We start from the raw sequence: 26,449 nt of genomic DNA on the forward strand, positions 1-26,449 counted from the left end.
GACATGAATCCGACAACGCCTCCACAACCCACATTCACCATCAATGCGGATATTTAACAGGCAACGTATCGTAGCATGACGTACACCGAGGCGGTCACGCCGCCCACTCAAATGCACAATATCGGGACTCCGAGGCCCAGAACGTTCGAGACACACTCTCGAACCGCTGTGGTGTCTCGGCTCAGATAACTCCGAGTCCCCTGCCGGGATAGGAGTAACGGCGGTGTGGCCCCGCCATCGGCCTGTCATGCCGACAGGCCGTAAACCAGTAAATATCCCAACCCAACGGTGCGGTGCCGTGGGAAGCCTCGCCGTTTACGGCGAGGAGGAGGTCACTAGGGGTTCGCTGTCCGGCTCCACGCGACCGACTATTCGTTCGAAAAACGATAGGATTTCTCGCCCCAATTCAGCTAAACGAATCTCTCAAACGGATACATCTCGGATTGACATCCTCCTACCCCCAAGAGTGGACTATCGTTCTACGTGCCACCACACCTTTTCATCCGGGGACGTACAGTCCACATGTCCTGTGTCTGGATCTGATCCAATACAGTGTCCAATCTGTGGATGGACTGGACAACAGTCTGACTTGGAAAACGAAGAGCAAGGATCTGCTTGCCCGACTTGTGGTGAGAACGTGATGGGTGAGTAGCTTTCGAGGTCGTTTAACTCACCCCACCGCAACGTTCCCGGTTTGCCCTGCGGCCGTGCGGAGGCCGCCATGATTTTGGCCTCGTGGCTGATCGCTGTCTACGCCGAGATGCGATCAGACTTCTCGACGACATCGGCGACGTCTTCGTGGATCCCAACTTCGTTCAGCAGATCGGACATCGCCGCGAGGATCATCTCCTCGTCGTGACCGAGTTCGTAGGCGTTGTATTTCCCTTCGGGGTAGCCCTGATTGCGCTGGATCGATTCAATCACGCCGAGGCCCTCAATCTCACCGAGGAAATCCCGGACACGCCGAAGCGTGCGAGCGTCGTGATGGGAAATGTCACAGAGTTCCTGATACCGCTCGTAGATATCCTTCGAGCGCGAAGGATCATCCTGGTTGTGCTGAAGAGAAACGAGCGCGTACAGCGAGAGCTTATGCTGATCGGCGAGATCGGCGATCCCGTCCATCACCTCCTCGCGTTCAAGCTCGCGACGCGCTTCGGCAACGTTGTCTTCATCGACGATTGTGGCATCCTTCGCGCGGGCGTGGTCCGCAGCCGCGCGGAGGAGGTCGAGTGCTTTCCGAGCGTCGCCGCCGTCTTTCGCACCGTAAGCCGCACAGAGTTCGATCACGCCGTCGGCGATCGCGTCCTCGTAGAACGAAACTGTGACGCGCTGATTCAGTACTTCCTGTAGTTCCTCGGCGTCATAGGGGGGGAACCGGATGTTCACCTCCGCGAGCGATGATTTGACCTCGGGACGGAGGTTCTCGCGGAACGCGAGATCGTTACTGATTCCGATCACGCCGAGACGGGCATCCTCAATGTTGCCGTTCGAGCGGGCCCGCGGGAGCTGATAGAGTAGCGAGTCGTCGTCACCGATGTTGTCCACCTCGTCAAGGACGATCAGGATCGTGCCGCCAGTGTCGTCGAACTCCGTGAACAGCTGTTCAAGCACCTCATGCATCGGGTGGCCGGTGTTCGAGAGGCGATTGTCGGAGTCGCGGAATTCATTGACGAGTTTGATCGCGACCTGGTAACTGCTCGTCAGTCCCTCGCAGTTGAGTTCAACCGTTGTGAGGTCGATATCGTACGTCTCAGAGTCGTGCTGGAGTTGGTTCAGCAAGTAACGCGTCACGGCCGTTTTCCCGACCCCGGTCTTGCCGTAGAGGAAGATGTTGTTCGGATCCTCGCCGTTGATCACGGGCTGGAGCGCCGTGTGATATCGCTGGATTTCGTCGTCGCGACCGACGATATCCTCCGGCGTGTAGTCTTCGGAGAGCTTGTCGCGATCTCGGTAAAGGGAGTCATCCGGGCTGAAACTAATCTCGGGCATTGTGAGTGGCGTAGTTTCGTCAGGGTGGAAGGGGACCACCGTTTCCGCTGTCGTTGGCAACAGTGCCGTTTCCGGTGCCCATCAATCTATCGGACGCGTTGAAACACACCACTATTTCCGCTGACTTGCTCGGTCGGACAGAGAGAGACCACTGTTTCCGCTGAGTAGGGAAACCACAGTGGGGGGTTCCTGTGGAACCCCCCTATTGCTGGGACAATCACTAAGTACTAGGCACGTCAAGATAACCGCAAACTATCTCGTGAGCGGTCAATATTGTGTAGTGAGACCGCTCACGAGGAGTTGCGGGACGTATTTTCCTGCCGAGTCAGCGGAAACAGTGGTCTCTGTGTGTCCTCACTGTAGACAGACTCAAATTGAATGAGACTACCCGCACCGACTGGAATATTCAGCTGATGGCGTATCAAACTATTCCTGGTAGTGGAGGCACTGACACATGACGGGTCGGATTTATTGGGGCCCACCGACGATCCGGACGCTAACTTCCGACGCCTCCACCCACACGCCTGTCGACGCACCTCGCGCTCCCCGGCGTTGACGCCACAGCCTCACTTCGCTTCGATTGAGATGTCGTCCGACGCACACTGGGGACAGTGTGACTACCGATCGGCGTTTTCCCCTTCCCGGTTCGGATCGGGTGAACATCGGTTTTTGCCATACAGTCGAGACACGTGATTCGGACCGCGTCAGTAATTGTGAATCGAGGTTCTTTCCGGCGCACTACGTGTTCTCTCTACTGTTAACGCGAATGATGGTCGACTTCGGTAGTATCCCTGCCATACGACCCTACCGATGAGACCGAGTGTTACACATCGATAACGGGGGGAGGGGGCGTAGACAGTACACGAAGCGATGGGGGAAGCTGCCCCGGGAGAGGTAATGTGTGCGCGGTCGGGCTACACGTACGATCACACGGAGAACGAGTGCCCGATGTGCGACTCGGAGGGCTACATCGATCCGGACGGCGTTCGTTGGTGAACACGAGGAAGAGAAAGACGCTTACACTGTCGTAAGAGGTTTCCAGCGACTCCACGTCGCCGCCGCCTACGACTTATCGGCGAGTGGAGGGCCGGGCCCACAGCTGTTCGTGTAAGCGAACATACGCGTGGTGCATCAGCACCACAACCGCATATTGTTTTTAATCATATGTGGCAGGTGGTGGTTTGCTACACCGTGGGTGGTAACCGCCGAATCGGTGACGCCCTTGGGCGTGATCTCTCTTACGACAGTGTAAGAGGTTTTGTCGAGTCACTGGTCGGCCCTCCAGAGAACGCGTTTCGTGTCGGCGCCATCAGCGGTTGCCATCTCGCGGTACTCGTACTGACCGCCGCGGACGTGGACTCGACCGCTGCTGGCGTCGACGACCTCTTCGCCGCCGGAGATCTTCGCGAGCGCCTTCATACCGCGATAGACCTCGTTCGAGGCGGGATCCCATCCGAGTTCCTTCTTCAGTCGGTGCTTCAACCGACTCGGGTTGTACTTCGCGTTGGCCTTCGACTTCGTGTCGACGCCCGTCCGCTGTTCGTTCTCCTCACCTGCGTAGTTGCTCCCGCCGCCAAGCTTCCAGGCGATGTCCGCCCACTGCTCGTGCATCGTAACGGCGATGGACTGACTCGTCGAGAGCTCGTCCTCGCGGTCCTCTTCGTCCATCTGCAGGTACACCTCCAGCGGCGTCTGATCGTCACCCTCTCTGGGCTGCTGGGCTCCCTCCTCCAGCTGGTCGAGGCGATCGTCAACCGATCGTCTGAACTTACGGAACTGAGCACGCAGTTCGCGGAAGTCGCCACGGAGGTCTTTGACGTGGGATTCGACCTCTTCGACGGTGAGGTCGTCGTCGCCCTCCTTCTCGAGGTGATCGAGCAGCGCTTCGTCGTCCTCTGTGAGGACGCCCTCGCTGCTCATGCTCCCCCTCCGAACGTCGCGACTGTCTCGCCCTCTTCGGCGGCGAGCTCACCCTCGGCTGGCGGCTCGTCGATCCGTTTCAGTTGGATGGGCCCACAGTGGTCGCCGTGGGCCTCTGCGACTGTCTCGACGCTGTGACGGTCAACGTCACCGCCTCGTGTCGAGACGGCGAACTCGCATTGACTCTGGCAGGCCGCGACGTATTCGGGCGTACTACTCATCGGCACCACCTTGGAGTTCCTCCAGTCGTTCTTCGAGCAACTCGGTCAGGTGCAGCGGGACCACGTCCTTGGCGTACTCGCGGTCGAGCGCCTCCTCGGCCTCTTCGACCATCGTCATGAGATCCCATACCGTCCGGCGCTTCTCGTTCTTCGCGCTCTCGAAGGCGGCTTCGTCCTCATACGCCATCGGCTCCTGGTTGGGGCCGATCTCCCAGTCGTCGTCGGCGTCAGCGGCTGACTCTACTTCCGATCCGGACTCCTCCGCAACGACGGCACCACCGTCGGCGACGGCTGCGGTCTCGCTGGCGGGCGTGAATGCCACGTCGTCGACCGCATCGCGGTGGAGCGCCTGGCGGCAGAGGCGCAGCTTCCGGCGTGCTTCGTGACAGTCGAGGTCCTTCGCGACCTCGGTCCAGGCGTTCAGCCGATCGAGGTCTTCGATCCCACGGATGATCGGTGCGTAGTCCTCGAAGTCCGACCCAAGGAAGCGGGCTGCCTCCTGCTTCTCGTCGTTCTCGTACTCGGAGTAGTTCCGGGTGTTCGACGCCCGCATCAGTCCGCACCTCCGCCGATGTACTGACTGCACTCCTCGAACCCCCGACTCCAGCCGCGGGCGTGACCGGCTTCACGGCCATCGGGCAGTTCGGTCACGCGTTTCCCGCACTCGTTGCACTGTCGCTCCTCGGGCTTACTGGCAGTGACCACGCGGGCGGCCGCCCGGCGCTCGAGTTCCTCGCGCGTGATCCCCCAGTGGCGTTCGAACTCGCTTCGGGGCTCGGCGCCGTGATCGGTGAGCGTGCGCTGGGTGCTCATCGGAGACTCACCTCGTCGGGATCGGCGGCGGCAAGCTTCGCAGCCAGTGTCGAGCCCTGACCGCCGGCTTTCATGGCTTCGCCGGAGCAGTGCTTACAGCACTTTCGGTCGTCATCCAGACTTTCACGCGGGACGCGCTCGAACTCGTAGTTGTCCTTCTTGTCGAGGTTGCATTTGAGCGTCCCATCGTCCTCGAGTTCGTGGAGCCGGCCGCCGTAGCCGCCAGCGGCGATCGCGACGAAGTCAGTCATCGGACTGACTCACCTCCGGGTGTGTCGGCGCGGAGCGGTCACCGGGTTCAGGGAACGTCCCCGCAGCCCGGCTCATTTCGAACCCTTCGGCGGCGCCGATTTCGGGGTAGCAGTCCCGGATGGCGACGGTGCTCACGTCGGCCACGTCGGCGATTTCCTGTTGCGTGAGTCGACCATCTCGAAGCAGCCCGGTGACGTACACTGCTGCGGCGGCGACCGTCGACGGCGCCTTGTTGATCGGGTGCTCGATCTCGGCGCGTTTCGCAAACGCGGTTGCCTGCGCTTCGAACGCGTCATCGAGGTCGTGATCCAGTTCGTCGATGATCTCGACCACCAGCCCCGGCGCGCGGATGAGGTCCTCGATCGAGGTCATGCCGTCACCCCCACGACGACGTTGATGATGGCGACAAGCAGGCCAGCGATGGCGAGGCCGACACCGAACCACCGCGTCGGGAACTCACACGCGCGGGCGAATCGAGGATAGCTGATCGAGACCGCGCCGACAACGGCCAGCATGGTGATCGCGGCCAGCGTGGGGTCGACGTGGAGCAGCTGGGCCATGATCGGGTTGGCTTCTGTCTGGGCGCCGACAGCCTGCGTAGCGTAGATCGTGCTCGCGGCGTCGGCGGCGCCGTGGGTGGCAAAGAGTGCGAGTCCCTGTTCCTGTTCGTGGTCAACGTCCTCGACGAGCTGCGTGGCGCGTGTCGAGGGGCCGGTGATGCACTGGGCGATCCGAGTCTGTCGTGAGGCGGTGGTTTTACCGCCGTTGGGTCCGTTAGCTTGCATTGTCGTTCCTCTTAGCGACCCCACGAGGCGTCGGACGGGCCACAACCCGTGCGGCGCCGTTTTCGTGGGCGCCGAACTCCGCCTGTTAGGCGTCGCATACCCCGACCAATACTGTCCCCGCACCATAAGTTTTGTCACGATAGACGTACAACTAGGTGGATAAGGAGAGTATTGTGATCCTAGCTTGACAATCTGACAATTTCGGTGGGGATATGGTGGTGGCCGATGGAAGATAACGATATGACTACCGCGGAGCGTGAGGAACTCATTCTGAGATTCATGGCTGAGCATGAACTCGCGCTCCCGCTGACGCCGATTTTCCAAAACCTCCGCCGCGAAGAGGGGATCACATTCAGTAAACGAACTGTGAAGCGCCGACTGGAGGCGCTCGAAGAAGACGGGTTCGTGCAGTGGCTCGATATTGGCCGGGGCTATTGGGAGATCACCGAGAAGGGAAAACAGCGAGTCGAGGAGGCCGACTGACGCGTTTACCGCGGATCGTCGACAAGCGCATACACGCCCGTTCCGTGCAGGTTCTCGACGTGATTGTGTTCTCGAAGTCGTGTTAGACGCTGACTGACGTACTGCCTGCTGACTTCGCGCCCGCGTGCAGCGAGTTCCTCCCTCACCAGCTGCGGCGTTGCCCGCCCCTCGGACAGTACGCTGAGTATCTCTCGATCCGTGTCGTTTAGATCGTCGGCGACCAGTCCCATGCTGGTCTGAGGTGTCGCGGCCATTTCGATAAGAGCCTACTGCATCACGACAGTAGTAGTTTACGCCCGCAATCTTACAACCACAGTTTACGGTTAGCAAGTTTTTAGTAGCCCTAGGTCGTTGTAACAGTTGAGAAAACCACGGGACGCCGGATGAATAGCCGGCCGGTGCTTGCGACACCGACCGTGGGTTCTCAGGAAGAAACCCATGTCGACCAACGCTACGCGCCCAAATAAGGGCTCTGTCACTGAGCATAGCCACCGAACACTGCCGGCCTATGAATGGCTCGGCCGCGACCGCAACGACAAGACCCACGTCCTCGACCGCAAGCGCGACGTGGTCCACCGCATCGACGTGCTCGCCGGTGAGCGCGTCGCGGTCTACGATCTCGACGCCGTCGATACGGACTGCCGCGGCAACGCGATCGAGACCTACGTCGACTTCGTCGCCGACGGCGTCGGCTGGGTCGACCGCACGTTCCTCAACCGCGACCTGTTCGGGAGGGCGGTCTGATGGCCCGCCAGACCGTCCCGACCTACGAGCAGCGCGAGCGCCAGTATCGTGACGCCGACGCACTGGTGTACTGCCCGGACTGTGGGCGTTCGCACGCGGCCACGCGCGAAGACGAGACCTACGAGAACGTATGTCCGAATCAGTAACCCCCTGCCCGCGAACCACCCGCGAGCGCGCGCAGGTGGTGAAACGCGGGCTCGAGGCGATCGACGACGTGCTCGGCGCCGCTGTGCTCGACCCCAACGAGGGCCCCCGCGCGGAGTGGACGGTCGAGGCGACGATCACCGGCGACCGACTGCCGGCCGCGGCGGTGCAGATCCTCGCCGACCAGGACTGCGGTGTGGTCTCGACGACACTGCGCGCGCCGGATGTGACACAGGCGGTCGTGGCGGTCTGACTAACCGACCCGTCTGCCGGCGCTGTTTTCTGCCGCCGGGCCGATCGAGTACACGACCGAAGCCCCGCGACCACGTACTGGCGTACAGTAACTCGATCGCCGTTGGCACCATCGCGATCGTTGTCACCGGACTGGCGGGCGTGCTCGCTGACGCGGCCGGGTGGGACTGGTGGCGCGACTACTTCCTGCTCACGAGCATCACGATCACGATCGTGATGCTGGTGGCTGAACTCGTACTCACGGAGCTGGAGGCCGGCGCCGTGACCGGGCGGTGAGACGCTTCGCTCCCGAACGTTTTTGCCGCGCTGGCGCCGACATACGGGCATGAGCACCGACACGCCGGAGGCCAACCATCCTCGTGAGGCCATCGAGAACATCTCGCTGACCCTCTCCGAGGACGGCGAGATCTGGGTGGCAAAAGACGAGGACACCGGCGTCGCGTCGCAGGGCGAAACCCGTGAGGAGGCGCTGGAGATGCTCGACGAGGCGGTGGCGCTGCACAAAGGCGAGATCGGCCACGAACCGACCGACGAGGAACTCCGAGAGCTGGGCATCGACCCGGCGAACAACGAAAGCGGGTCGTTGGAAGACTCGGAGATCTTCGAGTAACGGTGGTCTCGCGAGATTTTTCGGGCGACGACGTGGTGACAGTCCTGTGTAACGTTGGCCCGTTCCACACTGAGAAGGTCACCGGCAGCCACGCGAAACTCCGGTATGATCCACCTGATCACCACAATACTGACCCGCGCGTGGTGACGGTCCCACGGAAAGACCGAATCCGGATTGGGACCCTGCGGAACATCGCCGAGCAAGCCGGCGCGAAGGACTTCGACGAATTCTGCGCCTGGATCGACCGGAACACCTAGCTTATTCGATCCGCTTGCGGACTTCTTCGAGTGTGTAGGTTTCCCCGTCCGGCTCCGACCCCAACTCCTCGGCAAGCTCGGGATCGAGTTGGGGGCCGAGTTTCGCCCACCAGTAGGTGTCGCCGTCGTCCTCTGCCCGCGCGAGCACATCCTCGCGCTCCAACTCAGCGAGGCGATCGACGACGGCTGCCTCGTCGGCGTCGAGCTCGGCGGCGACCACTTCGGCAGGCAGTGGTTCGTGCTCACCGAGTTTGTCGAATGCCAGCAGGATGGCCTGCGTTGAGAGGTCGGCCATACCTGCCGGTAGGGCGCCGACCCACTTCGCCGTTGTGTCGACCCCGTCTGACCCATCGCGATCGTTCAGGCCCCCATCTCGTTTTCGACACGCTCGCGCACACAATCCATCCAGTTTGGCAGCTCGTCGATCGGCTCGCGCATCCCTTCGGCGTACGCCTTCTGCACGTCGACGGTCCCGTTGGTGTACCGGAAGTCGAAACTGTACCGGCCGTCGACGCCGGCGGCGACGATCGCCATGTGTGTTTGCCGATCGACGGGGCTGATCTCGACGTGGACATGTTCCGGACCGTCGGCGTGCCCGTGGAGTTGTGTGTTGATCGAGAACTCGCCGACGCGACTGTCGGACTGCGACTGCTTCGTGGCCATGTGGGGACCGACGGGCTACTACTCCGTATAAGGCCGAGAAGGGGGGTTACAGATGTCACACCCCTCCCTCGGGATTTAACAATGAGAACAGATAACCCAGCCGCTATATTCTTTACTTATAGACTTTACACATAGGCTAATCCTCCATTCAATACCCATTTGAAGAACCTATGGGTAAAACCTATGTGATAAATATATAGTCACCACATATGTCCCAAACCTACAAGTGAAGGCGATACATCTGGGCTATACATATGGGGCAAACCTATAGGTGTAGCACATACCTGGACAAAGGTGGTACCGGCAAGACCACCTGCACGGCCCACCTCGGCGTTGCACTTCAGCAAGCATGCGACGAGGAAGTGCTGTTGATCGACCTCGCGGGAAAGCAGAGTGACCTCGCGAAGACGTTCGGCCTCTACGAGGAGGTGCAGGCCGACATCGAGAGCGAGGACGACTTCCCTAACGTCGCAACGACGATGGAGGAGAACTGGACGAACGTCTCGGATCTTCTCGACGACCCGATCGACGAGCTGGTCTACGAGACTGACGAGGGCGTGGATCTGATCCCGGCCCACCCCAGCCTCGACGCGCTCGACGCCGACCTCGGCAACGTCGACGACGCCCAAGAGCGGTACCACCGGCTCCGGGAGTTCCTCGACGACTACGTCGACCCGCTGGACTACACGGTCGTGCTGCTCGATCTCCCGGGCGTCGCGAACAACGTCTCCTACAACGGGCTCTGGGCGACCGAATCCGTGGTCGCGCCGGTACAGATGGGCCCGCTGGAGTTCGAGCAGGCGCGTGGCCTCGAAAAGGACCTCGGCGGTATTCGTGACAGCTACGGCGTAGACGTGGCGCTAGAGATGCTGCTGCCGAACCTCTACGACCGCCGGACGAATCTGGACGCCGAAGTCCACGAGCAGTTCCTGGAGGAGTTCGGCGACGTGGTCGGCCCGGAGAAGATCGTCGCGAGCCAGGCCATCCGGAAGGCTACCAACGAGGGCCGGACGATCTTCACGCTCGATGAGGACGAACTGAGCAAGACCGCCCGCGAAGCGCGCGAAGCATTCGTGACCAACGCCGAGGAACTACTCACCCGACTCAACCAATGAGCAACGACGACGAACTCGAACAACTCCGACAGCAGAGTACCAGCGGCGGCGGCAACCGGATCGACGCCGACGCTGCGAAACAGAACAGCGCCGTCGACGACCTCGTGGACGCCCTGGAACGCATCGACGAGGGCGACAGTAGTGCGACCCTCTCGTTCTGGGGGAAGTCCGAGGCCGCGGCCGTCGACGTGCTGATGACCGACGACGAGCGCCGGACCGCGATGCTGGAGGCCTTTGCCGAGGAGTTGGGTGCCGAGGTGGATGTCGACGACGCGAGCCAGTCCGACCTCCTCAAACTCGCGATCCGGTACGCGATCGCCGACGTGGATCCGGAGCTGGTCGACGATCTTCGCGAGGCCCGCCGCGAACGAGCGATGGCCAAGGCGGACGAGGGGCTATGAGGACTTCTGCTAGCGACTACCATAAAGTCGCACAACAAACGATATCGAACGACGAAGACTACGACAGCCCCGTCGTGGAGTTTACGATTAGAGTCTTCTCTCTTGCCGACGACTTCTCAGAACTTGAGGGGAAAATTGCCGAGCACAGCCTACGGAACAGGGGACTCTGCCCAGGAGGATTAGAGAACCTCGAGAATCGGTTTGAAACCCTCTCGGTCCGTTTTTCAGATATTCAGCGCGTAATTAGCGACCCTGATACATACTTGGACGGATATCTAGAGTCCGAGCTCGGAGAAAGCGACGCGACGAGGTTACGAACCACAATCCATGGGGACGGTGATTTGGACAGAATCTTTTCTCAGATACGAGACGCGCAGAGCCGAATCTCTAGTGAAATCGCCGCAAAGCGGAGCCACTTGATGACCACAAGAGGCTTGTTTATCTCGCTGCTCTCTACCGGAGTTGCGTTGCTCGCGTTAGGAACAACAGTTGCGTCGAACACCATCTGGGCCTAGGCCGCAACACTTCCGCGGACCTACTCGCCGAAAACACTACCTTTGCTTAGTGCGTTGGTCTAAGTAAATGCCCAACGCCATCAAGTCCACCGGCGCCGACGCGGTCGCCCTGCAGGTCACCCGCGAAGCTCGGGATGCCGGCCTCGTCGACGAACAGGACGACGACATAACTCGGCTGGCGCCGGTGAACGTGTACGCGTTCGACGACCTCCTGCTCGTGATCGATCGCGACCGCGTCGACGACGCCGACGTGGTCGAGCTCGTGACCGCGGCCGCGGAGGATACCGGCTCGATCTATCCGGGCGCGCGAGTGTCGATCTCGATCCGGGGCGACGGCTATCAGGTACCGCTACCCGGGGCGGACGATGCTGGCTTCACTGTCGGCGACACGGCGCCGACGAGCACGGCGCCGGGCGTGCTGGTGATCGTGCGCGAGGGCAACGAGCGACTGGCACGCGATCTTCGGACGGTCCGAGAGGAGCAGGTGAGGTAGTGTCGAGTCAGCCGAGGAAGCCGCGTATTTCTCGCTCGGCTTCTGAACCATCTGAGTAGAATACTGATCCTTCAAGACCTGTATCAGCCCACAATCGGTCGAATAGCGGCGAGAGTTTGTTGTAGGTCTCTGCTGGCGTGCAGGACTCAAGCGGTACTTTCACCGGCCGCGGGTCGATGCGGTCGCTTTCGAATACGGCTTCCGACACAGATACCGACATTCGAACATTGTCCGGAATTCGGACCTGCTCACCCCTGACGCCGATGAGTGTAACGAGAACGGTCATCCAGTCTGACTCGTACTCCTCTCCGAATTGCTCTTGAGCCCAGTTCGCTGTAGCTGCAAGCTTCGCCTCGGTGCTGCTTGCGACGAACAGATTGTGGTCCCCACGTTCCCAGATTTCGCCGGCTGAGACGGTTTCAATTCCACTTACGGGTGTTCGGAGATTGTAGGCCTCTGTTTCCCCTGATTTGGCGGCGCGGGTAGTGATCTGGCCGTGTTCGTGTTGTTCTCTCCATGCTGAACGTCCCTCGAAATGAGGAATCTGTTCGTCGATATTCTCCCCTGCCGCCAGCGAACCCCCGCTTGGGTACCCTTCGGGAATCATGTGCGCGACGAGCTGTGGCTCTCGATCATCCAGCTCGTGATCGCCGTCGACGATCTCCTCGACGCGCTGTTCGTGAAATGCGACTGCCTTCTGCACCGGCTCTTGGTGCGTGCTGGCGTTGAGGGCGGCTTCTCTCATCTCACTAGAGTATGAATTCGCACACTTCAAAAAGCCTCACTCGGGGTCTTCTTCTTCGGACGGGCCAACTGCGTTCTCGATTGTATCAACTACAGTCACTTGCTCGATGTCCTCACCGAATAGAAGCTCAATATCTGTATCTGAGTCAACCCATCCTTGGTCGGGGAAGTGCCAATCCACCCCTGTGAGTGAGATTTGTTTCTCTTTGCCGTCATCACTGTACTGTTTGATAGCCCCAACTGCAATCGCGCCATCTGAGGTGAGCACCTGGACACGGGCTGCTTCGTCGAGTGTGCCTTCCCATGGTTCGTGGAAGTTTCGTCGTCTGTCCCCGTCGAGTCTTTTCCAGAGCCAATTCCGAACTCGGTCGTGGTGATCAGCGGCCAAGATTACACCTCCCACGGCCCCAACGGCTACAGAGAAGCCCAGCAATCCGAGAACGTATTTAGCTTGGAAGGTAGGGGTGAAAAACACCTCACTGATGTCTTGGGGTTCTGTGATTGAGGCCCCAAACACTTCGAGGATAGAGAGGAAGAGCGAATCGACAAACAGACTCGCGGCGAGGCTCAACATTAGGAGTCTCGTTTCGGAGATCTTCGTCCTGACGACGGCGAGTGTCACGGCAAAATGTGTAGAGATGAATCCGGGGACTACGACGATGAGCGCCAGTAAAAGATTCTGAATAGAAACGAGAGGCATTACTCGTCAGAGCCGCCCGAGTCACCGCCTGAATCGCTGCCATCCGAGTCGCCTTGTGCAGACGGGCGAATGACACCGTGCCCTCCTTCTTCGCCGGCATTCCCGTCAGCTGTAGTTCCCTTCGACTTCTCGACGCTTTTAGAACCGTCTGCTGTGGTTCCCTCTTTAACGCCCTTGGAGTTATGGCTCTGCTGTTTGCCGAGCGATTCTTTGTCACTACTGCCATCGCCGCTGTCGTTAGAGCCGTTGTCGTCGGACATCTGTACAGGTAGTTACCGGCCCTTTTAATGTAAACCTGACTCCACCACGCTGAAAGTGAAAATATACGCGGAAAACCACCAGAGGGGAGCCGGTTTCACACCCGAAGGAAGGGGGTATCCCACAGCGAATCGAGCCGACAGATTCCATATAGCGATATCTCATTTATCGTATTCTCGCCCCGATTCCCTGTATTCTTACTGGTTGCAGTTGTGTCCTGCCCACAGTTGCACAACCGGAATTATCAAGTAGTTAGCTGATAGACTGAGCAGTACGGAAATGCCATCCTCAGATTACCCCAACCCCGAAGAAAACCGGCTGTACTCGGGTGAGAACCGTGCCTGAGCAAATCCACTGGTCGCGGAAGTCGCTGGACGAACTCGAGGACTTCTACTGGACGGAGATCGCGACCGCTCGCGAGCGCGACGGCCACGATCCCGAGACGACGATCCCCACGCACGAGTGGCTCGTCGACGCCGGCTATAGCGGACTGGGGTATGCCCTCCGCGAACACCACAACACGACGCCCAAGCAGTTTTTCGAGGAGTACGTCGGCCTCGGCGTCGACGAACCCCACGGGTTCGAGTGGGGAATCGACCACTCCAGAACGGTCGAACTGCTGGAGAGCTATCTGCGGAGCATCGAGCAGCGGGGCGACACCGTGGCGGCGTCGACGGCCGACACGCGGCGCTCACGGCTCGCGACGTGGGCGCGGACCTACGCTGAGGTGAACGACCGCCACGACCTCGTGGGTGCGCTCACGGACGCCGACAGCCGTGCGCACGAGATCGACCGCTGCTGGGCGGCGTTGGACGTGCTGGATGATGAGCTCTCGACAGCAGGCTCGAAACTCGAGTACCTTCGTATCGCCCGGGACTGGTACGGCTACCTCGTCGACCGCGGGCGGGCGCAGTTCAACCCGCTTGCGACTGCCGCCGGTCAGTACGGGTGGGAGCGCGACGAACCGGACAATCCCGCCCTCGACGTGGCACAGGTTCGAGCGCTGCACCAGGCCGCCGACTCCCTCGACGACCGGCTCCTGGTCGTCGGCCTCGCCGGCTGGGGGCTCCGCCCATCAGAACTCGCGGCACTCCACGTCTCCCAGCTCCACCTCGACGCCGCGGATCCACACATCGAGTTCGTCGACGGTGAGCGAAAGAACGGGCCGGGGACGGTCGCGCTGCTGTTCGGACTCGATACACTCCGGGAGCGCATCGACGCGTTCGACGAGGACTGGAACGGCTACCTGTTTCCGTCGAACGCCGCAGCGTCGGGGCATATCGCCACGTCGACTGTCGCCCGCCGGTTCGACTCGCTCTGTGAGGAAGCCGGCGTAACGGTGCGTGGCGAGACGCCGACGCCGAAGTACGGGCGTCGGTTTTGGTACTCCACCTACTCGGAGGTCGTCGCTGATCTAGCCGAGCGGACGGCCGAGATCGCCGCCGATCAGGGGAGCGACGACCCGAAGACGGTGCTTCGGAACTACACGAGTGAGGAGAAGCGTCGCGAACTCCGGCGCGAGGAGATGCGAGAGCGACTGGCTACGGCGTTCGAGGTGGATGATGGAACTTGACGAACCCCCAGCGACCGAAACGCTCACGACAGCATTGGAGCCCTTCCGTGGCGACAGCAGGGAGAGGCCCGAACACGTTGCGGTTGAGCTACTGATTCGTCTCGGCTACCTCACGTTTGAAACAGATACGTACCCGAAAAGGGAGGTCCCTCAGGGACGACCAGCATCTGCCCCGCCTCGCCACCGTCGACGACGTGATCGGACGTGACCGCCACAATCTCGTGAGTCCGGAACCCACACTCGGCGGCGAGCCGAAACGCGACCTTCCGTAACGGGTCATCGACGACCTCGAGCAGCGCGTCGACCTCGTCGCGATAAGCCAGACTCGCCGACCGTCCTGGTCCTCATTCTTCGGTCATCATGGGTAGCTTCCCCTTTGCTGGATCCCGGAAGAATCTCCGCCGAGAACGGTCGAAATTGATCCGATTTGGAGGTGTCATCGGAGTTGATCGTGCGTCGATCTTCCGATTCCCCCCCCGATTCCCGGAAGCCTTTGAGCGTGGAGGTCCCGATTCCTCGGTTCTCCTCAGTAAGACAAATTGCGAAACATCCGCTAGATAGGGTAGCGATTCAGTCGGTGATTCAGAATTTGCTTTAAGACACTAACCCAGTTCTTGTACAGACTCCAAACTCTGCATCTCGCATCCCAGTCTTGACAGAAAGATGAATAGTTGGACTATTTATGTTTTGGAGCCTATATTAGTTTTTACAGGGACGATTATTATATAACGGTAAAATTTACATATCTATGGATATCGCTAATCCGTGTGGCAATCATGTAGGTAAAATATCTTGAACGTGGGTTAATCTGGATCTACCGTTCCCGAACGTGCCAGCTTCCCTTGGTGGGGTCAGGGCATTGTATAGTCTTCAACGGACCCGAAATCAGAGATGTGAACGTATGATGCAAACGTCGACACAACGGCAAACGAAGGAGTATCAGACGACCACTGGAATCGGGAAATCAAATCAAGATAGTCTTCGAGACGGAGGTGATCAGAGTGCGGGTGGATGATGTCCTTTATGAGGCTGGTGAACCGGTTGACCCTGACCGAGCGAAAGAGCTGGCAGTAAACGAAGTACTCAAAAAACCGTTAACCGAACATCTAAACAACCAACAAAAGAAGTACCGGCAGATCGCTGTCGCTAGCGGAGTGTTGATTCTCGCTGGTGTCGGCGCTCTGGCTATAAATATCGATCCGTTGGTTGGTGGAGGCCTGTTGATTGCTGGTATCGTTGTCGCTGGTGGTGGGTACAGTTACGTGAATCGGGAGGATCCTAATGTGACGATAACTGGTATCGAGAAAGGGTATTGGACAGGATACAGCCTTCCCACCGATGATGGGGTGATGGTCTATGACGCGATGGATAATATAGACCAGACGGAGTTTGACCTCGAACAACTCTCGGATACAGAACCGGTCTCGTCCGCACGAGCAGATATCGAGAATTTGAGCGAATTCCCAGTCGTCATGCCACCGGGCGAGAATCCGGAGGCATCGTTCACAGGAACGCTCGAATCTGTCCGCGAGGAGATCGAAAACGCGGATCGACATACAGTGGAGGTACCGCTCGTATCAACCGGAAGTCGCCAGGCCGAAGCCGTCGACTTCTTCGCATCCACAGCCACAGACGAGGCTGACCCCGTTTCGGTAGATGTTGAGATCACGGACAACGAGGCTCAGGGAGATGTACAGTCGCTCGCTGAGTTAGAACGGATGGCTGCGAGTGATCACGGAGAGTCCGAACTAGAGGAGCTTTCGGAGACAAGCCAAGAGTTGGCGAATGACCTTTCAGGTCTTCAAGAGACAGCGATTGACCTGTTGAACGAGCATGTCGGGGCTGCTGCAGACGCATTCGGATTGGTGAGCTACAACTTCTACTGTCCTGATTGCCAGATGGACGACATTGACTCGGAGCTCTCCCTTTCTAATCCACATGAAGGGACGTGGTACTGCGGTACTTGTCGGGAGTCGTTCGAGACTGAAGAAATTTTGCCGCGCCACCGCATCAAAGACGAGATCGTCAACCCAGTTTGGGACCAACTCTGGATCGAGAAGGACGACCAGCGACGAGAGATCTACGAGAACATCGAAGATCAACAGTCCGATCTACAGGAACGTGAGTTCGAGCAACGTAGTGAAGAAATCCGAACCGCAGCCGACCGCATTCAGGAAATCCGATCTAAAATCCGCAACCTCAAGACGCAAGCCAAGGCCGCTCAAGGGAAAGTCGACGAGGTTGGTGATCTCATGGTCAAGTATGACCGAATCCATGAAGAGCGGAAGCGAGAATTCCAGCAGGAGGTCGAACAGTCTTTCGCCGAGATTGATGAGCGGACCGAGCGCGTGCTCGAGGAAACACGGAATGAAGAACAAGAACGGATCGAGCAGGCTGAACAAGCGGCGAAAGAGAAGGCAGAGCTGATTCGAGAGGAGGAACGCCGACGGGAGGTCGCGAAGTTCATCGCTGAACAGCGAAGGGCTGACGCTCGCAATGAGGCGGCATTGGCACAACAGGCCGAGAGGAAACGCGCAGAGATGGGTCAGCGAGCAGAGTTCCACGACGAAGAGATGACCATGGAGCAGCGCCAACATCGAGAGAACTGGAATCTGAAGACGCGGGGGAAGACTTCGTTCTCCAGCCATATCAACCGATTCAAACAATGGAAAGATCGGACGTTGGGGGCGAGTGCTCACCAATCAGGAGGTGAACACTGATGGCCAGTGAAGACCTTCACAAGCCGCTCAAAGCGATCAATCAAAGCATCTCGGATCTGCGTGAGGATATAATTTCGCTCAAAGGAGAGGTAGAGAAGATCCACACAGTCATTCGGCAAGCGGCCGAGACCATCCGGGAGGCCATTCAGGAGAATATTCGTGCACAGGCAGAGCTGAAACTGATGGATCATATCATGGAGGTTCGGACGGTCAAACCCCAGATAAATGCCGAATACGAGCAAATAGAGACTGAGCGAAGTGAACTCCAAGAGCGCCTCACGAGTATTGAGGAGCGATACCAGCGCAAACACGAAGAACTCAATGAGAAAGCGAAGGACCGAATTCGGAATCTGGGCTCACATATTTTCGAAATCGATGAAGAGCAGTTTGAATCGGGGATTGAGGATCCGTTCACGAGTCAGGTAACGACGACATGGCAATTCCTTCAGGCGCATAACGAGGACGTACGAACGGAACGAACCGGAGAGGTTCAGGGTACAACTGAGGAGGTCGTCCAGACTATCGACGACTTTGTGCATCGTCAGGATGAATTGATCGAAACTATCGACGACCACCGCTTCGACGCAGCTGAAGTCCCACTCCCGGACGATCATCCAGAACGGTTACAGGTACCCTACTATATTGTCGAATACGAGTCAGATGGCTTCTCCCAACGTCGACTCGTCGTCCCTTCGGAACTCTCGACAGAGAATGGGACGACATGGTGTTCAATATCCCTCTCGCCGATTTCGGGGTCGGGAGAGCTCCTCAGTGGTGTTTCAGGCGTTGACAACCCCGAGACTATCGGGTCGATTTCCGCTGATCAACTCGCGTCGACGCTCGGTGAATACGGTAAGGAGTCATGGGTCACGTCGTACAGCGACGCTGTGACAGATGCCGTCCCCGAGGATGGCACAATTCCGGTCCGAGCCCCGGGAGGTGAAGACTGATGGCGCATCTTGAACAGACACGGGCCGTCGTCGAAGCTGACGAAAAGTTCGACGGGAAGATTATCCCGACAGAGAGGGCGGAACTCGACCGCCCAGTTCGTCTCCAAGATGGAGCAACAGTACAGGGTAGCATCTACGGAGAAACTATCGATATGGCTCCGAATTCCTCTGTCGAAGGATCTGTGATGGCCAGTGGTGGCGTTGAGTTAGACGGTAGCCATATCCACGGCGAAGTTGGGACACCTGGCAAGGTTATCGCTGAGGACGCTCGGATCGACGGAACTGTCACAGGAAAGCGAGTGACGCTCAGCAACTGTGTCGTGCGAGGCAACGTCGTTGGAACAGAGGTGATACTGGAAAACTGTACAGTCCTTGGCATCGCCACTGCTGACCGCCGGTTGGACCTCACGGACTCGCTCTGTTACACGTTCCGGGGTCACAATGAGACGGTCCTCGACGAAGTTACAGTAATTCTCCCTCAGGCGATTGCTGACGGAGGACTCACGCTCGAGACGCCTGTAACTGTAGCTGGACTCGGATCACTCGACGTAGATACTGAATCCGATGACGAAGATGAGAAACACCCTGAACTGACTCAATCAGATCTCTATACACACGAAGGAACGACCTATCTCACTCTGTCTCCCCGAATCCTGAACCTCGAAAAAGTGAACGATCGATTAGAGGAGCTCGAACAAGGCGTGCTAGCTGCTGTCGACGACAGCACTGGTGACACGATGGAGATGAGCATCGAGGATGTCCTGGATCTATTGGACGTCGACGCAAATAGGGCTCCACTTACAGAATAAGGATGATCGGACTCAGTGTTGGAGCGCTCGTCCTCGGAGGACTCATTACTGCCTGGTTCGCCCTTTGGATATGGCGAATCATTGGTGCGGCCGCTAGTGTTGAGACTCTCGGAATCGGAGTGGTTGTCGTCATTGCGGTCGCCGCACTTTACGGTGCTCTTCCACCGCTGTTCGGGTTCATGACCACGGGAGCACCCGTTATCGTAGCGGGCATCCTCAGCTTTGTTCTTTTGCGTGTACTTTTCTAAGATGACGTATTTATCAATCACTTCCTCTTTGCCAATATTTCGGACGCAGACACAAGTTAAAACGGCATTTTGAAGGTGGGTGTTTCTGTTCTCAGAAGTTACTGTGTGCGGATTTTTCCGAGTTCTCCTGATTCTCGGAAGCTGCTGGAACCCTATCCTTCAGTGTAGCTCAGGCAGTACTCCCCATCGGTAGTTCGTACTAACCGGCTCAGTATTTCTGGGATGAGAATTTGTTTTGAATAGTCGCATCGAGTTAATGTTGGTGTCGTTATCATTATTACGGATTAGCCACAAGACAGGTATGCGGTTTGAATTGTCAGAGGCAGGCACCCCGTCAGACCACATTTGGGCGTCGTTTCGATTTGCTGGTGGCGGCCCTAGTCTGCTACTCACGAACCCTCGCGAGAACTGCATCGGCTGTACTCTGGGCGACGCCGTGGATCGCCGTGGGGTCTTCACGATCGGCTCGCCGCAGCTCGTCCAAGGACTCGAACTCCCGAGCGATATCCTTCGAGATCTCCTCGCCAACGTTGTTCACTTGGCGGACCACCTCGCGAATCTCCTCGTTCCGATCGTCGAGGTGGAACGCGAGTCGATGTTCCTGTTCGTGCTCGTCGATCCGGCCGGCTTCGTAGTCTCGGTGGGCCTGGTCGACCGGCGAAAGATCCTCGCCGTGCTCCTCGAGGGCACCGATGGCCACGATGATCGTGATGACGCCGGCGCCGACGATCTCGAGACAGCTCATCGTTTCGAACCCACTCCTCGGCGTCCGTTCCCCACCTTCGACACCGTCGAACAGGAACGATACCCTACTCTACTGGTGAGATTCTGGGCTTTCATTGGGATCAAGACTGGCTCTGAGATGCGACCCTGCCAACTACGCGCGCACTATAAACCATGTATCCTGCCGCGCCCCCGGGCCTGATGATGATGTGATTTTCACTCTGGAGCCACCTCTTCCCACGGAGTTTCGAGCGCCTTCTCGCCGACGAGAGTGAGGACGTACTCGTGGCCGCGTTTCGCCATGCAGGCACCGAGTTCGTCGTCGTCACTGGCGTAGTTCTGGATGGAACTCTCGGAGGCGTTGGACCGCATCTCCATATCGCTGTAACTGCTGACTGGATAATCACGGACCGCCTTGAGGACGCTCTGCATCCGCTCCCGCTTCTCCGCCTTTGTGAAGGCCCACGGTTGGAGCAGTTTAGGAACGTCGTACTCCTCCATCGCATCGTCGACGCGTCCCTGTTTGGCTTCCTCGACATCGCGGATCGTCGTCGTGCGTTCGGCGCGGAGCTCAGACACGTCGCGAAGCGAGAGGTCACACGCGACGGCGTACCCCCGACGGTCTCGGAGGATCTCACGAACGAGTTCCTCGTCAACATCCTCCCGAGTAGTACCCTCAGGGAAGTCACGATCGAGCAGGAACCAGTCCGAGTAGTAGTCACGGACCGCCGGCTTCTCGTCACCGCCGCGAACGTCGATGTCGTTCACTTCGACCCACCAGTCGACGTCTTCGTGGCGGTTGAGCCAGCGGTCGCGAGGATCCTCGCGAACACGGGCGCCCCACGCCAGCCCATACCGGTCCAGCCAGCCGCGGTCCTTGTCCGGGAGCCCGCAGCGGGCGCCGCCGAACTCCACCGGCCAGCGCTTCCAACTCGGCGTGTGGATCAGAACATCGTGCGGCATCTCGATCACCCACTCAGCGTCGGCCAGCTCCCGCGCTGTTCGTCGACGGTGTAGGGATCACGTTCCAGCGTCACCCACTGATCACCAAGATCAAGGCAGCGGTAGAGATCGTCGTCACGCAGCCGCTTCCGAACGCGATCGTCGTCGAAGTCATCCAGCAACGCGTCGAACCGCGACCGGCTCACGCGCCGCTTGTCTCGGCCAATGATCGGCACTCGGCCACTCCGGAACGGCTTCAGGGCCGTCTTCCGAATCACTTCGTCGAGCTTGTGCTCCCAGTCCGCTCGGTCCGCGATCCCGTACTGGAACAGGTAGTCAGCGAACTCGCGGCTATCGACGCGCGGTTCATCCTCTCGGGCGATGGCGGCATCGACGTACTGGATCACGTCCGCGACGAGCTGCTCCTGGTCGTCGTGAACGAACTCTTCGCCGTTGACCTCGAGCCGGTAGACCTCTTCGCCGTCGACGTGGAGCGTGAGGCCGCGGGCGACGATCATCGTCGGCTGGGAGCGGAACAGCCGCCGAATGATCGCCTCTCCGTCGGCGCGGTACTCCGCTTCGTCGGCGAGATAGAGCCCGTAGCGCAGAATCACACCGACGACGACGGCTAGCACCAGCGCGATCGGGATGCTTCCGACGAGCATCGTGAAGAAGACGTAGCTGAAGAACACGCCCAGCCACGGGATACCTCGCCCGAGGACTTTCGCCCGGACGGCCTGCTGGGCGTAGGCGGCACGGACCTCTTCGCACACGGCCGGCCACGCCTCTCGCAGGGAGTAGGCCGTGAGCCCGAGCACGGCCATCGTGACCGCTCCGAGCGCGAACTGCACCTCTGGCGCGGCCGTCGCCGCCGCAGCCAGCACACGACTCCACTGGCCGTTCGCAACGCTCACGACGGCGTACGCAACTACCAGCACGCCGGCGACGATCGAGACGCCGATGACCAGGCGCTGGATGACCAGCAGCGCGGCCGCGGGCCGGGCGTCACTCCCAGCGACTTCGGCGATCCCACGCCGGACTCGACGGACTGCATGCGGGCCGACGGCCGCGATGAACAGGATGCCGACCAGGGCCGAACACCACAGGCCAGCGATCGAGGCCCACTCTGAACCCGCGGCACTCGACAGTGCAAACCCGAGGCCAGCGAGCTGCGTGATTCGGTACGCCCGGCCCTGTTGTAGCACCCATGCGACCGCCGTGCAGGCCAGTGCGATCACCAGCGGAAGGACGGCGACACCGAACAGCGCCGGCGCTCCGACCACCGAGGCAACGGCGACCGGGGCGACGCCGGCGAGCCACACGCCGACGACACCGACGAGAGCAGTCCCGAGGGCCAGTCGACGGGACTGGATCATGCGCTCGGGCACGACCTCGTCGTCGAGGCGGCGGTCGAGCAGGACGATGCTCACGGCGCTGACGACCAACACCGTGGCGATGAGTGCCCATTGCCGGTAGAGCCACTGCACGCCGATGATCGCGGTTGCGTAGGCGAGTTCCCACAACGTGCCGGCGTACGGATAGCTCCCGACGATGCCGATGCTCCACTGAATGCCGGTGCTGATGCTGCTGGTGATCGACGCGGGACCGGGCGTCGAGGGGTCGGTCTGGAGCAGCCGGACGACGGCGTCACCCGAGACCGCGACAGCGCCGAGGACGACCACTGCGCCGGCCAGCCCGACCGCACGCCGGGCCAGTGTTGGGAGCCAGCCAACACGCTGGTCCCACGCTGACGAGACGGCACTGCTCACCCGCTTGGCGGCCGCGGGCAGGCGCGTGATCGTCTCCTCGGCCGTCGTGTCGAACAGCGCCATAAACCGGCGCTGCAGTTCGGCTTCGCTCAGTTCCTGGACCGTGTCGACCGAGAGCTTCAGTTCGGCGGCCGTCCGCTGCCGACGCTGGGCGCGAACGTCCTCCCTGACTTGTTTCTCTTCGTCGCTGAGCCCCAGGACCTTGCTCCGCCGATAGGCGACGATCGCCCCGACGAGCAGGACGACCGTGATGATCGCGGCGAGAGCGGTCTGTCCCGATGTGGTGGTCGGAACACTCACGTCACCCTGAAGCAGTAGCTCACGCATAGGCACCATCTCGAATGTCCTGCAGTGTCTGTTCGGCCTCGGCGCCGGCGTCGTGCTGGAGGATCGCGAGCTCGAACAGGTCGCGGTAGGCGTCGACGGGCAGGTGGAAGCGATCCTCGACGACGTTCGCTGCTCGGAGCTGGTGCTCGAGGTAGTACCGGAGCCCGTCGATCTCGCCATGTTCGTCCGTGACGTTGTGTTCGCGGACGTACTCCAGCAGTTCCACCACGCCCTGCGCTGCGTTCATCTCGTCATCGAACTTCTGCATGTCTAGGTCGGTCTTCTCGACCACGTCCTCGAGTTCGTACGTCTGGACCGCTGTGTCGCTCATGTCGGTCGGATCGATGCCCGCATCAGCGAGGTCGAACTCCTGCCAGATCTCCTGTTGGTTCCAGTCGATGGCGTCGAGCAGTTCGTCGTCGGGCTCGACAGCCAACGACGCCGTCTCAGCATCGTCGTCGACGGTACGCTGGCGCTGCACCTCGGCCTCGAGGATCGTGCCGGCTTCGTCGTCACCGCCGTCGGTGCTCGCGCGCTTCGTCACGACGGCCGTCCAGCCCGCGGCGTCCATCGCCTGCAGGCGCGCATGGATCGCCAGTCGAGGACTGATCTCGCTGAAGAGGTTGCTGATCGCGACGAGCGGGTCGTCCCCGAGGTCCCGCATCGCGCCGGCCATGTAGTCGTCACCCTCCCAGATGTCGTTGTGGCTGGCGTTCGCGAGCTTCTCGAGGTCCTCCTTCCGCTGTTGCTCGCCGAGACGCTGGGAGAGTTTCCCCTCGTCGGCCTCGGTCGTCTCGAAGCGGTTAGACCGGTAAGCGAGCCCGGCGATCACCAGCAACAGCGGGACGATCACGGTGGCGACGAACAGCCAGCCACCGAGTGTCATCGTCACCAGCGTCAGGATCTGCGTGTAGTTGCCGGTCAGCATGTGCAGCGGGGCGCGGAAGGTCAGGTAGGCGTTGACCATCCCCTGCATCGTTTCTTCGGCGCTCGGCGGCTGCGCTAACCCGAGTTTGACGGGAAGGCTGGTGCCGATCGTCTCCTGCACGTCGGCGATCGTCGCGTTCCACTCCTGCCACTTCGCGGCGTCCTCGCGGGTCTGCGTCATCTCGCTGGCTGGCTGGTGAACCATCTCCGTCAGCCCAGAGAGGCGGATCAGCGCGGTGTACCGCTGCCCACGGGTCTCGATGTGAGTGCCGTTGCCGCTCTCGTTCTGGACTTCGATTCGGCGCTCGACCGACCAGTAGAGTTCGTACGTCCCGTCGGCATCAGCCGAGAACTCGAATTGCCCGAAGTCGCGGTTGTAGGTAAGCTCAGCGTTCCCTCCCTGGGTTTCGACGCCAAAGTCGACCACGTCCCTCGCGTCGAAGTTCTGCGGGGCAATCTCCAATGGTGCCGCACCGGCTTGGTAGATGATCGTGCCGTTCGAGGTGGACTGATGCACGTCTTCGTCGACGTAGTGGGGCTGCGTGACCGCGAGGTCGGCGGACTCGACCTGTGGGCCGGTCTGCCCGGCCACCGGCCCGACGGCGCCGCCGACCAGCGACAGCACCAGGAGGCCGACGGTCGCAAAGCGACTAATCCTCGTCATCTTTGAGTTCCTCCTCAACCTGCTGCAGTTCTGTGTCGGCGCTCATCGACCCGTTCCCCTGGAAGTCCTGCCGCGGTTTCGGACCGACTTCTGGACTGGTCTGCTGCTGGCGCGGCCGGCCGCGGCTGGCAGCACTCAGTCGTTCGTGCGTCTCGATGCGGTCGTTCACGGATTCCTCGATCGGCTTGTTCATGCGTTCTCTGGTGTTCTGGAGGCGGCGCTGGAGGACGTTGATCTCCTCTTTCGCGTCACTGAGGTCGTTCGCCATCTGCTCGTTCTGCTTTCGCAGACCGTCGACGCGGGCGTCGTCGAACTCCGGAAGCGTGCATCGGAGTGAGGTGTAGTTCCCACCGGGATCAGCGGTGATGCTGTTCGTCTCTTGGACGATCTTCGTCCCGCCCCACTCAGTGTCGGAGACGCCGACGAGGCTCCCGTACTCCCCGGGTTCGAGGCGGATCACTGCAGCACCGTCTTCGTCGGCGCGACGCGGGTCGAGCGAGATGCCGAGGCCCGCAGCGATCTCACCGTTGCGATAGGGCTTCGGCGAGGAGAGGATGCCGCTCCACCCCTTGATCGGGATGAACGCGTTCGCCTCGCCCGGGAGTTCGACGTGGCGGCCCTTGTACGCCTTCGACGATCCGCCCATCTTCAGCTGGAGTTCATCGAGTTCGGTGACCTGGCTGTCACGCCGACGCCAGCCGTAGCGGTACACCCAGCCGAGGATGAGCAGTGCCGCCACCGTGGCGTAGGTCCACGGACTCCGCAGCGCACCGATCGCGAAGCGGGCACCCCAGCGGACCATCAACCCGGCCGCCAAGAGCGAGCCGAGACCGAGGACCACTGCCGCCGCAGGGTGTCGGTCGGCCCACTCCCGGAGCGAGACTGATGATTCGTCCTCTACCGTCTCGGGGTCGGAGATGTCTTCGAGCTCCCGTGCAGACTCGAGATTGACGAACTTCCGCTGCCGGCCAACGATGCCGAGGCGAGCCTGCAGTGACTCAAGCACCATCGAGATCACCTTCGAGGATGCGGTTAATCTCGCCTCGAACCTGGGGGTCGAGGCCGCCATCAACCTCTTCGCGGACGTCTTGGGCGACGAGTTCGACGAGCCGGGAGTTGATCCGATCCCGATCGTCGTGGATTGCGGTGAACTCACGCCAGAGTGCTTCCGGCGTGTCGATCTGGTAGCTCTTCGTCCGGTACACTAGGACCACCTCGCGGCGGTCGTGATGATTATCATGATCATGACTGCTGGTGCTGGAAAACAGAACTCGAGCCGTGGGCAGCACACGGCGAGATTGGTAACGCTGCCAGGTCGAGGGAGATCTCGACCGAAATTCAGACTCTACTAGATGTTCGCGGCGTGCGCCTGACGCGCGCGTACTGTAGTTAGTAGCGCGTAGCCGTCACTGAACTCCCGCACACCTCGCACACCCCG

General features: G+C 60.1%; 35 protein-coding genes. 15 read left to right on the forward strand and 20 right to left on the reverse strand.

Annotated features, from left to right (window positions below):
• Positions 1-750: 750 nt before the first annotated feature.
• From BMZ83_RS14715 to BMZ83_RS14745, 8 genes are all read right to left on the reverse strand, one after another.
• Complete coding sequence (locus BMZ83_RS14715; protein ID WP_074880354.1) at positions 751-1,989, reverse strand: orc1/cdc6 family replication initiation protein; 1,239 nt, start codon at positions 1,987-1,989, stop codon at positions 751-753.
• 1,266 nt (positions 1,990-3,255) lie between these two features.
• The gene (locus BMZ83_RS14720; protein ID WP_074880359.1) at positions 3,256-3,909 is read right to left on the reverse strand and encodes a hypothetical protein; all 654 of its coding nucleotides are present in this window, start codon (positions 3,907-3,909) and stop codon (positions 3,256-3,258) included.
• On the reverse strand, positions 3,906-4,130 hold the full coding sequence (locus BMZ83_RS16550; protein WP_143076993.1) for a hypothetical protein: 225 nt from the start codon (positions 4,128-4,130) through the stop codon (positions 3,906-3,908). The genes BMZ83_RS14720 and BMZ83_RS16550 overlap by 4 nt, the downstream gene beginning before the upstream one ends.
• Positions 4,123-4,683 (reverse strand): hypothetical protein, encoded by a 561-nt coding sequence (locus BMZ83_RS14725; RefSeq protein ID WP_074880362.1) that lies wholly within the window; start codon positions 4,681-4,683, stop codon positions 4,123-4,125. The genes BMZ83_RS16550 and BMZ83_RS14725 overlap by 8 nt, the downstream gene beginning before the upstream one ends.
• Positions 4,683-4,943, reverse strand: coding sequence for a hypothetical protein (locus BMZ83_RS14730; protein WP_074880364.1), 261 nt, complete (start codon positions 4,941-4,943; stop codon positions 4,683-4,685). Before BMZ83_RS14730 ends, BMZ83_RS14725 begins: the two co-directional genes overlap by 1 nt.
• Positions 4,940-5,194, reverse strand: coding sequence for a hypothetical protein (locus BMZ83_RS14735; RefSeq protein WP_074880367.1), 255 nt, complete (start codon positions 5,192-5,194; stop codon positions 4,940-4,942). The genes BMZ83_RS14730 and BMZ83_RS14735 overlap by 4 nt, the downstream gene beginning before the upstream one ends.
• On the reverse strand, positions 5,187-5,567 hold the full coding sequence (locus tag BMZ83_RS14740; RefSeq protein ID WP_074880369.1) for a transcription initiation factor IIB family protein: 381 nt from the start codon (positions 5,565-5,567) through the stop codon (positions 5,187-5,189). Before BMZ83_RS14740 ends, BMZ83_RS14735 begins: the two co-directional genes overlap by 8 nt.
• Positions 5,564-5,980 carry a DUF5658 family protein gene (locus BMZ83_RS14745; RefSeq protein WP_079990215.1) on the reverse strand — a complete coding sequence of 139 codons (417 nt, stop codon included), beginning with the start codon at positions 5,978-5,980 and terminating at the stop codon, positions 5,564-5,566. The genes BMZ83_RS14740 and BMZ83_RS14745 overlap by 4 nt, the downstream gene beginning before the upstream one ends.
• Positions 5,981-6,205: 225 nt before the next feature.
• Between BMZ83_RS14745 and BMZ83_RS14750 the strand changes: the two genes are divergently transcribed.
• Positions 6,206-6,463, forward strand: coding sequence for a winged-helix domain-containing protein (locus BMZ83_RS14750; RefSeq protein WP_079990216.1), 258 nt, complete (start codon positions 6,206-6,208; stop codon positions 6,461-6,463).
• Positions 6,464-6,468: 5 nt separating this feature from the next.
• Here BMZ83_RS14750 and BMZ83_RS14755 read toward each other — a convergent pair whose 3' ends face one another.
• The gene (locus BMZ83_RS14755) at positions 6,469-6,693 is read right to left on the reverse strand and encodes a hypothetical protein (RefSeq protein ID WP_074880460.1); all 225 of its coding nucleotides are present in this window, start codon (positions 6,691-6,693) and stop codon (positions 6,469-6,471) included.
• Positions 6,694-6,901: 208 nt separating this feature from the next.
• On the opposite strand from BMZ83_RS14755, the gene BMZ83_RS16555 reads away from it, so the two are divergent.
• The 6 genes from BMZ83_RS16555 (at position 6,902) to BMZ83_RS14770 (ending at position 8,470) form a co-directional block, all read left to right on the forward strand.
• Positions 6,902-7,207 carry a hypothetical protein gene (locus BMZ83_RS16555; protein WP_143076994.1) on the forward strand — a complete coding sequence of 102 codons (306 nt, stop codon included), beginning with the start codon at positions 6,902-6,904 and terminating at the stop codon, positions 7,205-7,207.
• Complete coding sequence (locus BMZ83_RS17000; RefSeq protein ID WP_166623305.1) at positions 7,207-7,353, forward strand: hypothetical protein; 147 nt, start codon at positions 7,207-7,209, stop codon at positions 7,351-7,353. The genes BMZ83_RS16555 and BMZ83_RS17000 overlap by 1 nt, the downstream gene beginning before the upstream one ends.
• On the forward strand, positions 7,338-7,604 hold the full coding sequence (locus tag BMZ83_RS14760) for a hypothetical protein (protein ID WP_143076995.1): 267 nt from the start codon (positions 7,338-7,340) through the stop codon (positions 7,602-7,604). Before BMZ83_RS17000 ends, BMZ83_RS14760 begins: the two co-directional genes overlap by 16 nt.
• A gap of 140 nt (positions 7,605-7,744) precedes the next feature.
• Positions 7,745-7,879 (forward strand): hypothetical protein, encoded by a 135-nt coding sequence (locus tag BMZ83_RS17395; protein WP_255458124.1) that lies wholly within the window; start codon positions 7,745-7,747, stop codon positions 7,877-7,879.
• A 49-nt stretch (positions 7,880-7,928) separates the two neighbouring features.
• A complete protein-coding gene (locus BMZ83_RS14765) occupies positions 7,929-8,213 on the forward strand; it encodes a type II toxin-antitoxin system HicB family antitoxin (RefSeq protein ID WP_074880379.1) in 285 nt (94 codons plus the stop codon).
• Positions 8,214-8,215: 2 nt separating this feature from the next.
• On the forward strand, positions 8,216-8,470 hold the full coding sequence (locus BMZ83_RS14770; protein WP_074880382.1) for a type II toxin-antitoxin system HicA family toxin: 255 nt from the start codon (positions 8,216-8,218) through the stop codon (positions 8,468-8,470).
• A gap of 1 nt (position 8,471) precedes the next feature.
• Here the strand turns inward: BMZ83_RS14770 and BMZ83_RS14775 are convergent, their stop codons facing one another.
• Together BMZ83_RS14775 and BMZ83_RS14780 are read right to left on the reverse strand one after the other, a co-directional pair.
• A complete protein-coding gene (locus tag BMZ83_RS14775; protein ID WP_074880384.1) occupies positions 8,472-8,765 on the reverse strand; it encodes a hypothetical protein in 294 nt (97 codons plus the stop codon).
• Between the two features lie 65 nt (positions 8,766-8,830).
• Positions 8,831-9,133, reverse strand: a complete 303-nt coding sequence (locus tag BMZ83_RS14780) for a hypothetical protein (RefSeq protein WP_074880387.1) — start codon at positions 9,131-9,133, stop codon at positions 8,831-8,833.
• Between the two features lie 254 nt (positions 9,134-9,387).
• On the opposite strand from BMZ83_RS14780, the gene BMZ83_RS14785 reads away from it, so the two are divergent.
• From BMZ83_RS14785 to BMZ83_RS14795, 4 genes are all read left to right on the forward strand, one after another.
• Complete coding sequence (locus tag BMZ83_RS14785) at positions 9,388-10,248, forward strand: ParA family protein (protein WP_074880390.1); 861 nt, start codon at positions 9,388-9,390, stop codon at positions 10,246-10,248.
• Positions 10,245-10,649 (forward strand): hypothetical protein, encoded by a 405-nt coding sequence (locus tag BMZ83_RS14790; protein WP_074880392.1) that lies wholly within the window; start codon positions 10,245-10,247, stop codon positions 10,647-10,649. Before BMZ83_RS14785 ends, BMZ83_RS14790 begins: the two co-directional genes overlap by 4 nt.
• Positions 10,646-11,164 (forward strand): hypothetical protein, encoded by a 519-nt coding sequence (locus BMZ83_RS16560; protein WP_143076996.1) that lies wholly within the window; start codon positions 10,646-10,648, stop codon positions 11,162-11,164. Before BMZ83_RS14790 ends, BMZ83_RS16560 begins: the two co-directional genes overlap by 4 nt.
• Before the next feature lie 67 nt (positions 11,165-11,231).
• The gene (locus BMZ83_RS14795) at positions 11,232-11,657 is read left to right on the forward strand and encodes a hypothetical protein (protein ID WP_074880395.1); all 426 of its coding nucleotides are present in this window, start codon (positions 11,232-11,234) and stop codon (positions 11,655-11,657) included.
• Between the two features lie 7 nt (positions 11,658-11,664).
• Here BMZ83_RS14795 and BMZ83_RS16565 read toward each other — a convergent pair whose 3' ends face one another.
• Genes BMZ83_RS16565 through BMZ83_RS16570 form a run of 3 tightly spaced genes read right to left on the reverse strand, consistent with a single transcriptional unit; the run spans position 11,665 to position 13,361 of the window.
• Positions 11,665-12,402 carry a hypothetical protein gene (locus BMZ83_RS16565; RefSeq protein WP_143076997.1) on the reverse strand — a complete coding sequence of 246 codons (738 nt, stop codon included), beginning with the start codon at positions 12,400-12,402 and terminating at the stop codon, positions 11,665-11,667.
• 36 nt (positions 12,403-12,438) lie between these two features.
• Positions 12,439-13,101 carry a DUF6338 family protein gene (locus BMZ83_RS14805; protein WP_074880400.1) on the reverse strand — a complete coding sequence of 221 codons (663 nt, stop codon included), beginning with the start codon at positions 13,099-13,101 and terminating at the stop codon, positions 12,439-12,441.
• Entirely contained in the window at positions 13,101-13,361 is a 261-nt protein-coding gene (locus BMZ83_RS16570; protein ID WP_143076998.1) for a hypothetical protein, read from the reverse strand. Before BMZ83_RS16570 ends, BMZ83_RS14805 begins: the two co-directional genes overlap by 1 nt.
• A 335-nt stretch (positions 13,362-13,696) precedes the next feature.
• Here BMZ83_RS16570 and BMZ83_RS14810 point away from each other — a divergent pair, with 335 nt between their 5' ends.
• The 4 genes from BMZ83_RS14810 (at position 13,697) to BMZ83_RS14825 (ending at position 19,411) form a co-directional block, all read left to right on the forward strand.
• Positions 13,697-14,932, forward strand: a complete 1,236-nt coding sequence (locus tag BMZ83_RS14810; RefSeq protein ID WP_074880465.1) for a site-specific integrase — start codon at positions 13,697-13,699, stop codon at positions 14,930-14,932.
• Between the two features lie 1,001 nt (positions 14,933-15,933).
• Complete coding sequence (locus BMZ83_RS14815; RefSeq protein WP_143076999.1) at positions 15,934-17,652, forward strand: hypothetical protein; 1,719 nt, start codon at positions 15,934-15,936, stop codon at positions 17,650-17,652.
• On the forward strand, positions 17,652-18,602 hold the full coding sequence (locus tag BMZ83_RS14820) for a hypothetical protein (protein WP_074880406.1): 951 nt from the start codon (positions 17,652-17,654) through the stop codon (positions 18,600-18,602). The genes BMZ83_RS14815 and BMZ83_RS14820 overlap by 1 nt, the downstream gene beginning before the upstream one ends.
• Positions 18,602-19,411 (forward strand): polymer-forming cytoskeletal protein, encoded by an 810-nt coding sequence (locus BMZ83_RS14825; RefSeq protein ID WP_143077000.1) that lies wholly within the window; start codon positions 18,602-18,604, stop codon positions 19,409-19,411. The genes BMZ83_RS14820 and BMZ83_RS14825 overlap by 1 nt, the downstream gene beginning before the upstream one ends.
• Positions 19,412-20,044: 633 nt before the next feature.
• Here the strand turns inward: BMZ83_RS14825 and BMZ83_RS14835 are convergent.
• The 6 genes from BMZ83_RS14835 to BMZ83_RS14860 all read right to left on the reverse strand — a co-directional run bounded on the left by BMZ83_RS14835 (position 20,045) and on the right by BMZ83_RS14860 (position 26,216).
• Entirely contained in the window at positions 20,045-20,404 is a 360-nt protein-coding gene (locus BMZ83_RS14835) for a helix-hairpin-helix domain-containing protein (protein WP_074880417.1), read from the reverse strand.
• Between the two features lie 194 nt (positions 20,405-20,598).
• On the reverse strand, positions 20,599-21,345 hold the full coding sequence (locus BMZ83_RS14840) for a hypothetical protein (protein ID WP_074880419.1): 747 nt from the start codon (positions 21,343-21,345) through the stop codon (positions 20,599-20,601).
• A 5-nt stretch (positions 21,346-21,350) separates the two neighbouring features.
• Complete coding sequence (locus BMZ83_RS14845; RefSeq protein WP_143077001.1) at positions 21,351-23,420, reverse strand: hypothetical protein; 2,070 nt, start codon at positions 23,418-23,420, stop codon at positions 21,351-21,353.
• The gene (locus BMZ83_RS14850; protein ID WP_143077002.1) at positions 23,413-25,011 is read right to left on the reverse strand and encodes a hypothetical protein; all 1,599 of its coding nucleotides are present in this window, start codon (positions 25,009-25,011) and stop codon (positions 23,413-23,415) included. Before BMZ83_RS14850 ends, BMZ83_RS14845 begins: the two co-directional genes overlap by 8 nt.
• Positions 24,998-26,020, reverse strand: a complete 1,023-nt coding sequence (locus BMZ83_RS14855; protein WP_074880426.1) for a hypothetical protein — start codon at positions 26,018-26,020, stop codon at positions 24,998-25,000. The genes BMZ83_RS14850 and BMZ83_RS14855 overlap by 14 nt, the downstream gene beginning before the upstream one ends.
• Positions 26,010-26,216 carry a hypothetical protein gene (locus BMZ83_RS14860; protein ID WP_074880429.1) on the reverse strand — a complete coding sequence of 69 codons (207 nt, stop codon included), beginning with the start codon at positions 26,214-26,216 and terminating at the stop codon, positions 26,010-26,012. Before BMZ83_RS14860 ends, BMZ83_RS14855 begins: the two co-directional genes overlap by 11 nt.
• Positions 26,217-26,449 lie beyond the last annotated feature (233 nt).

It is taken from the genome of Halolamina pelagica (genome assembly GCF_900115675.1).
Lineage (GTDB): Archaea > Halobacteriota > Halobacteria > Halobacteriales > Haloferacaceae > Halolamina > Halolamina pelagica.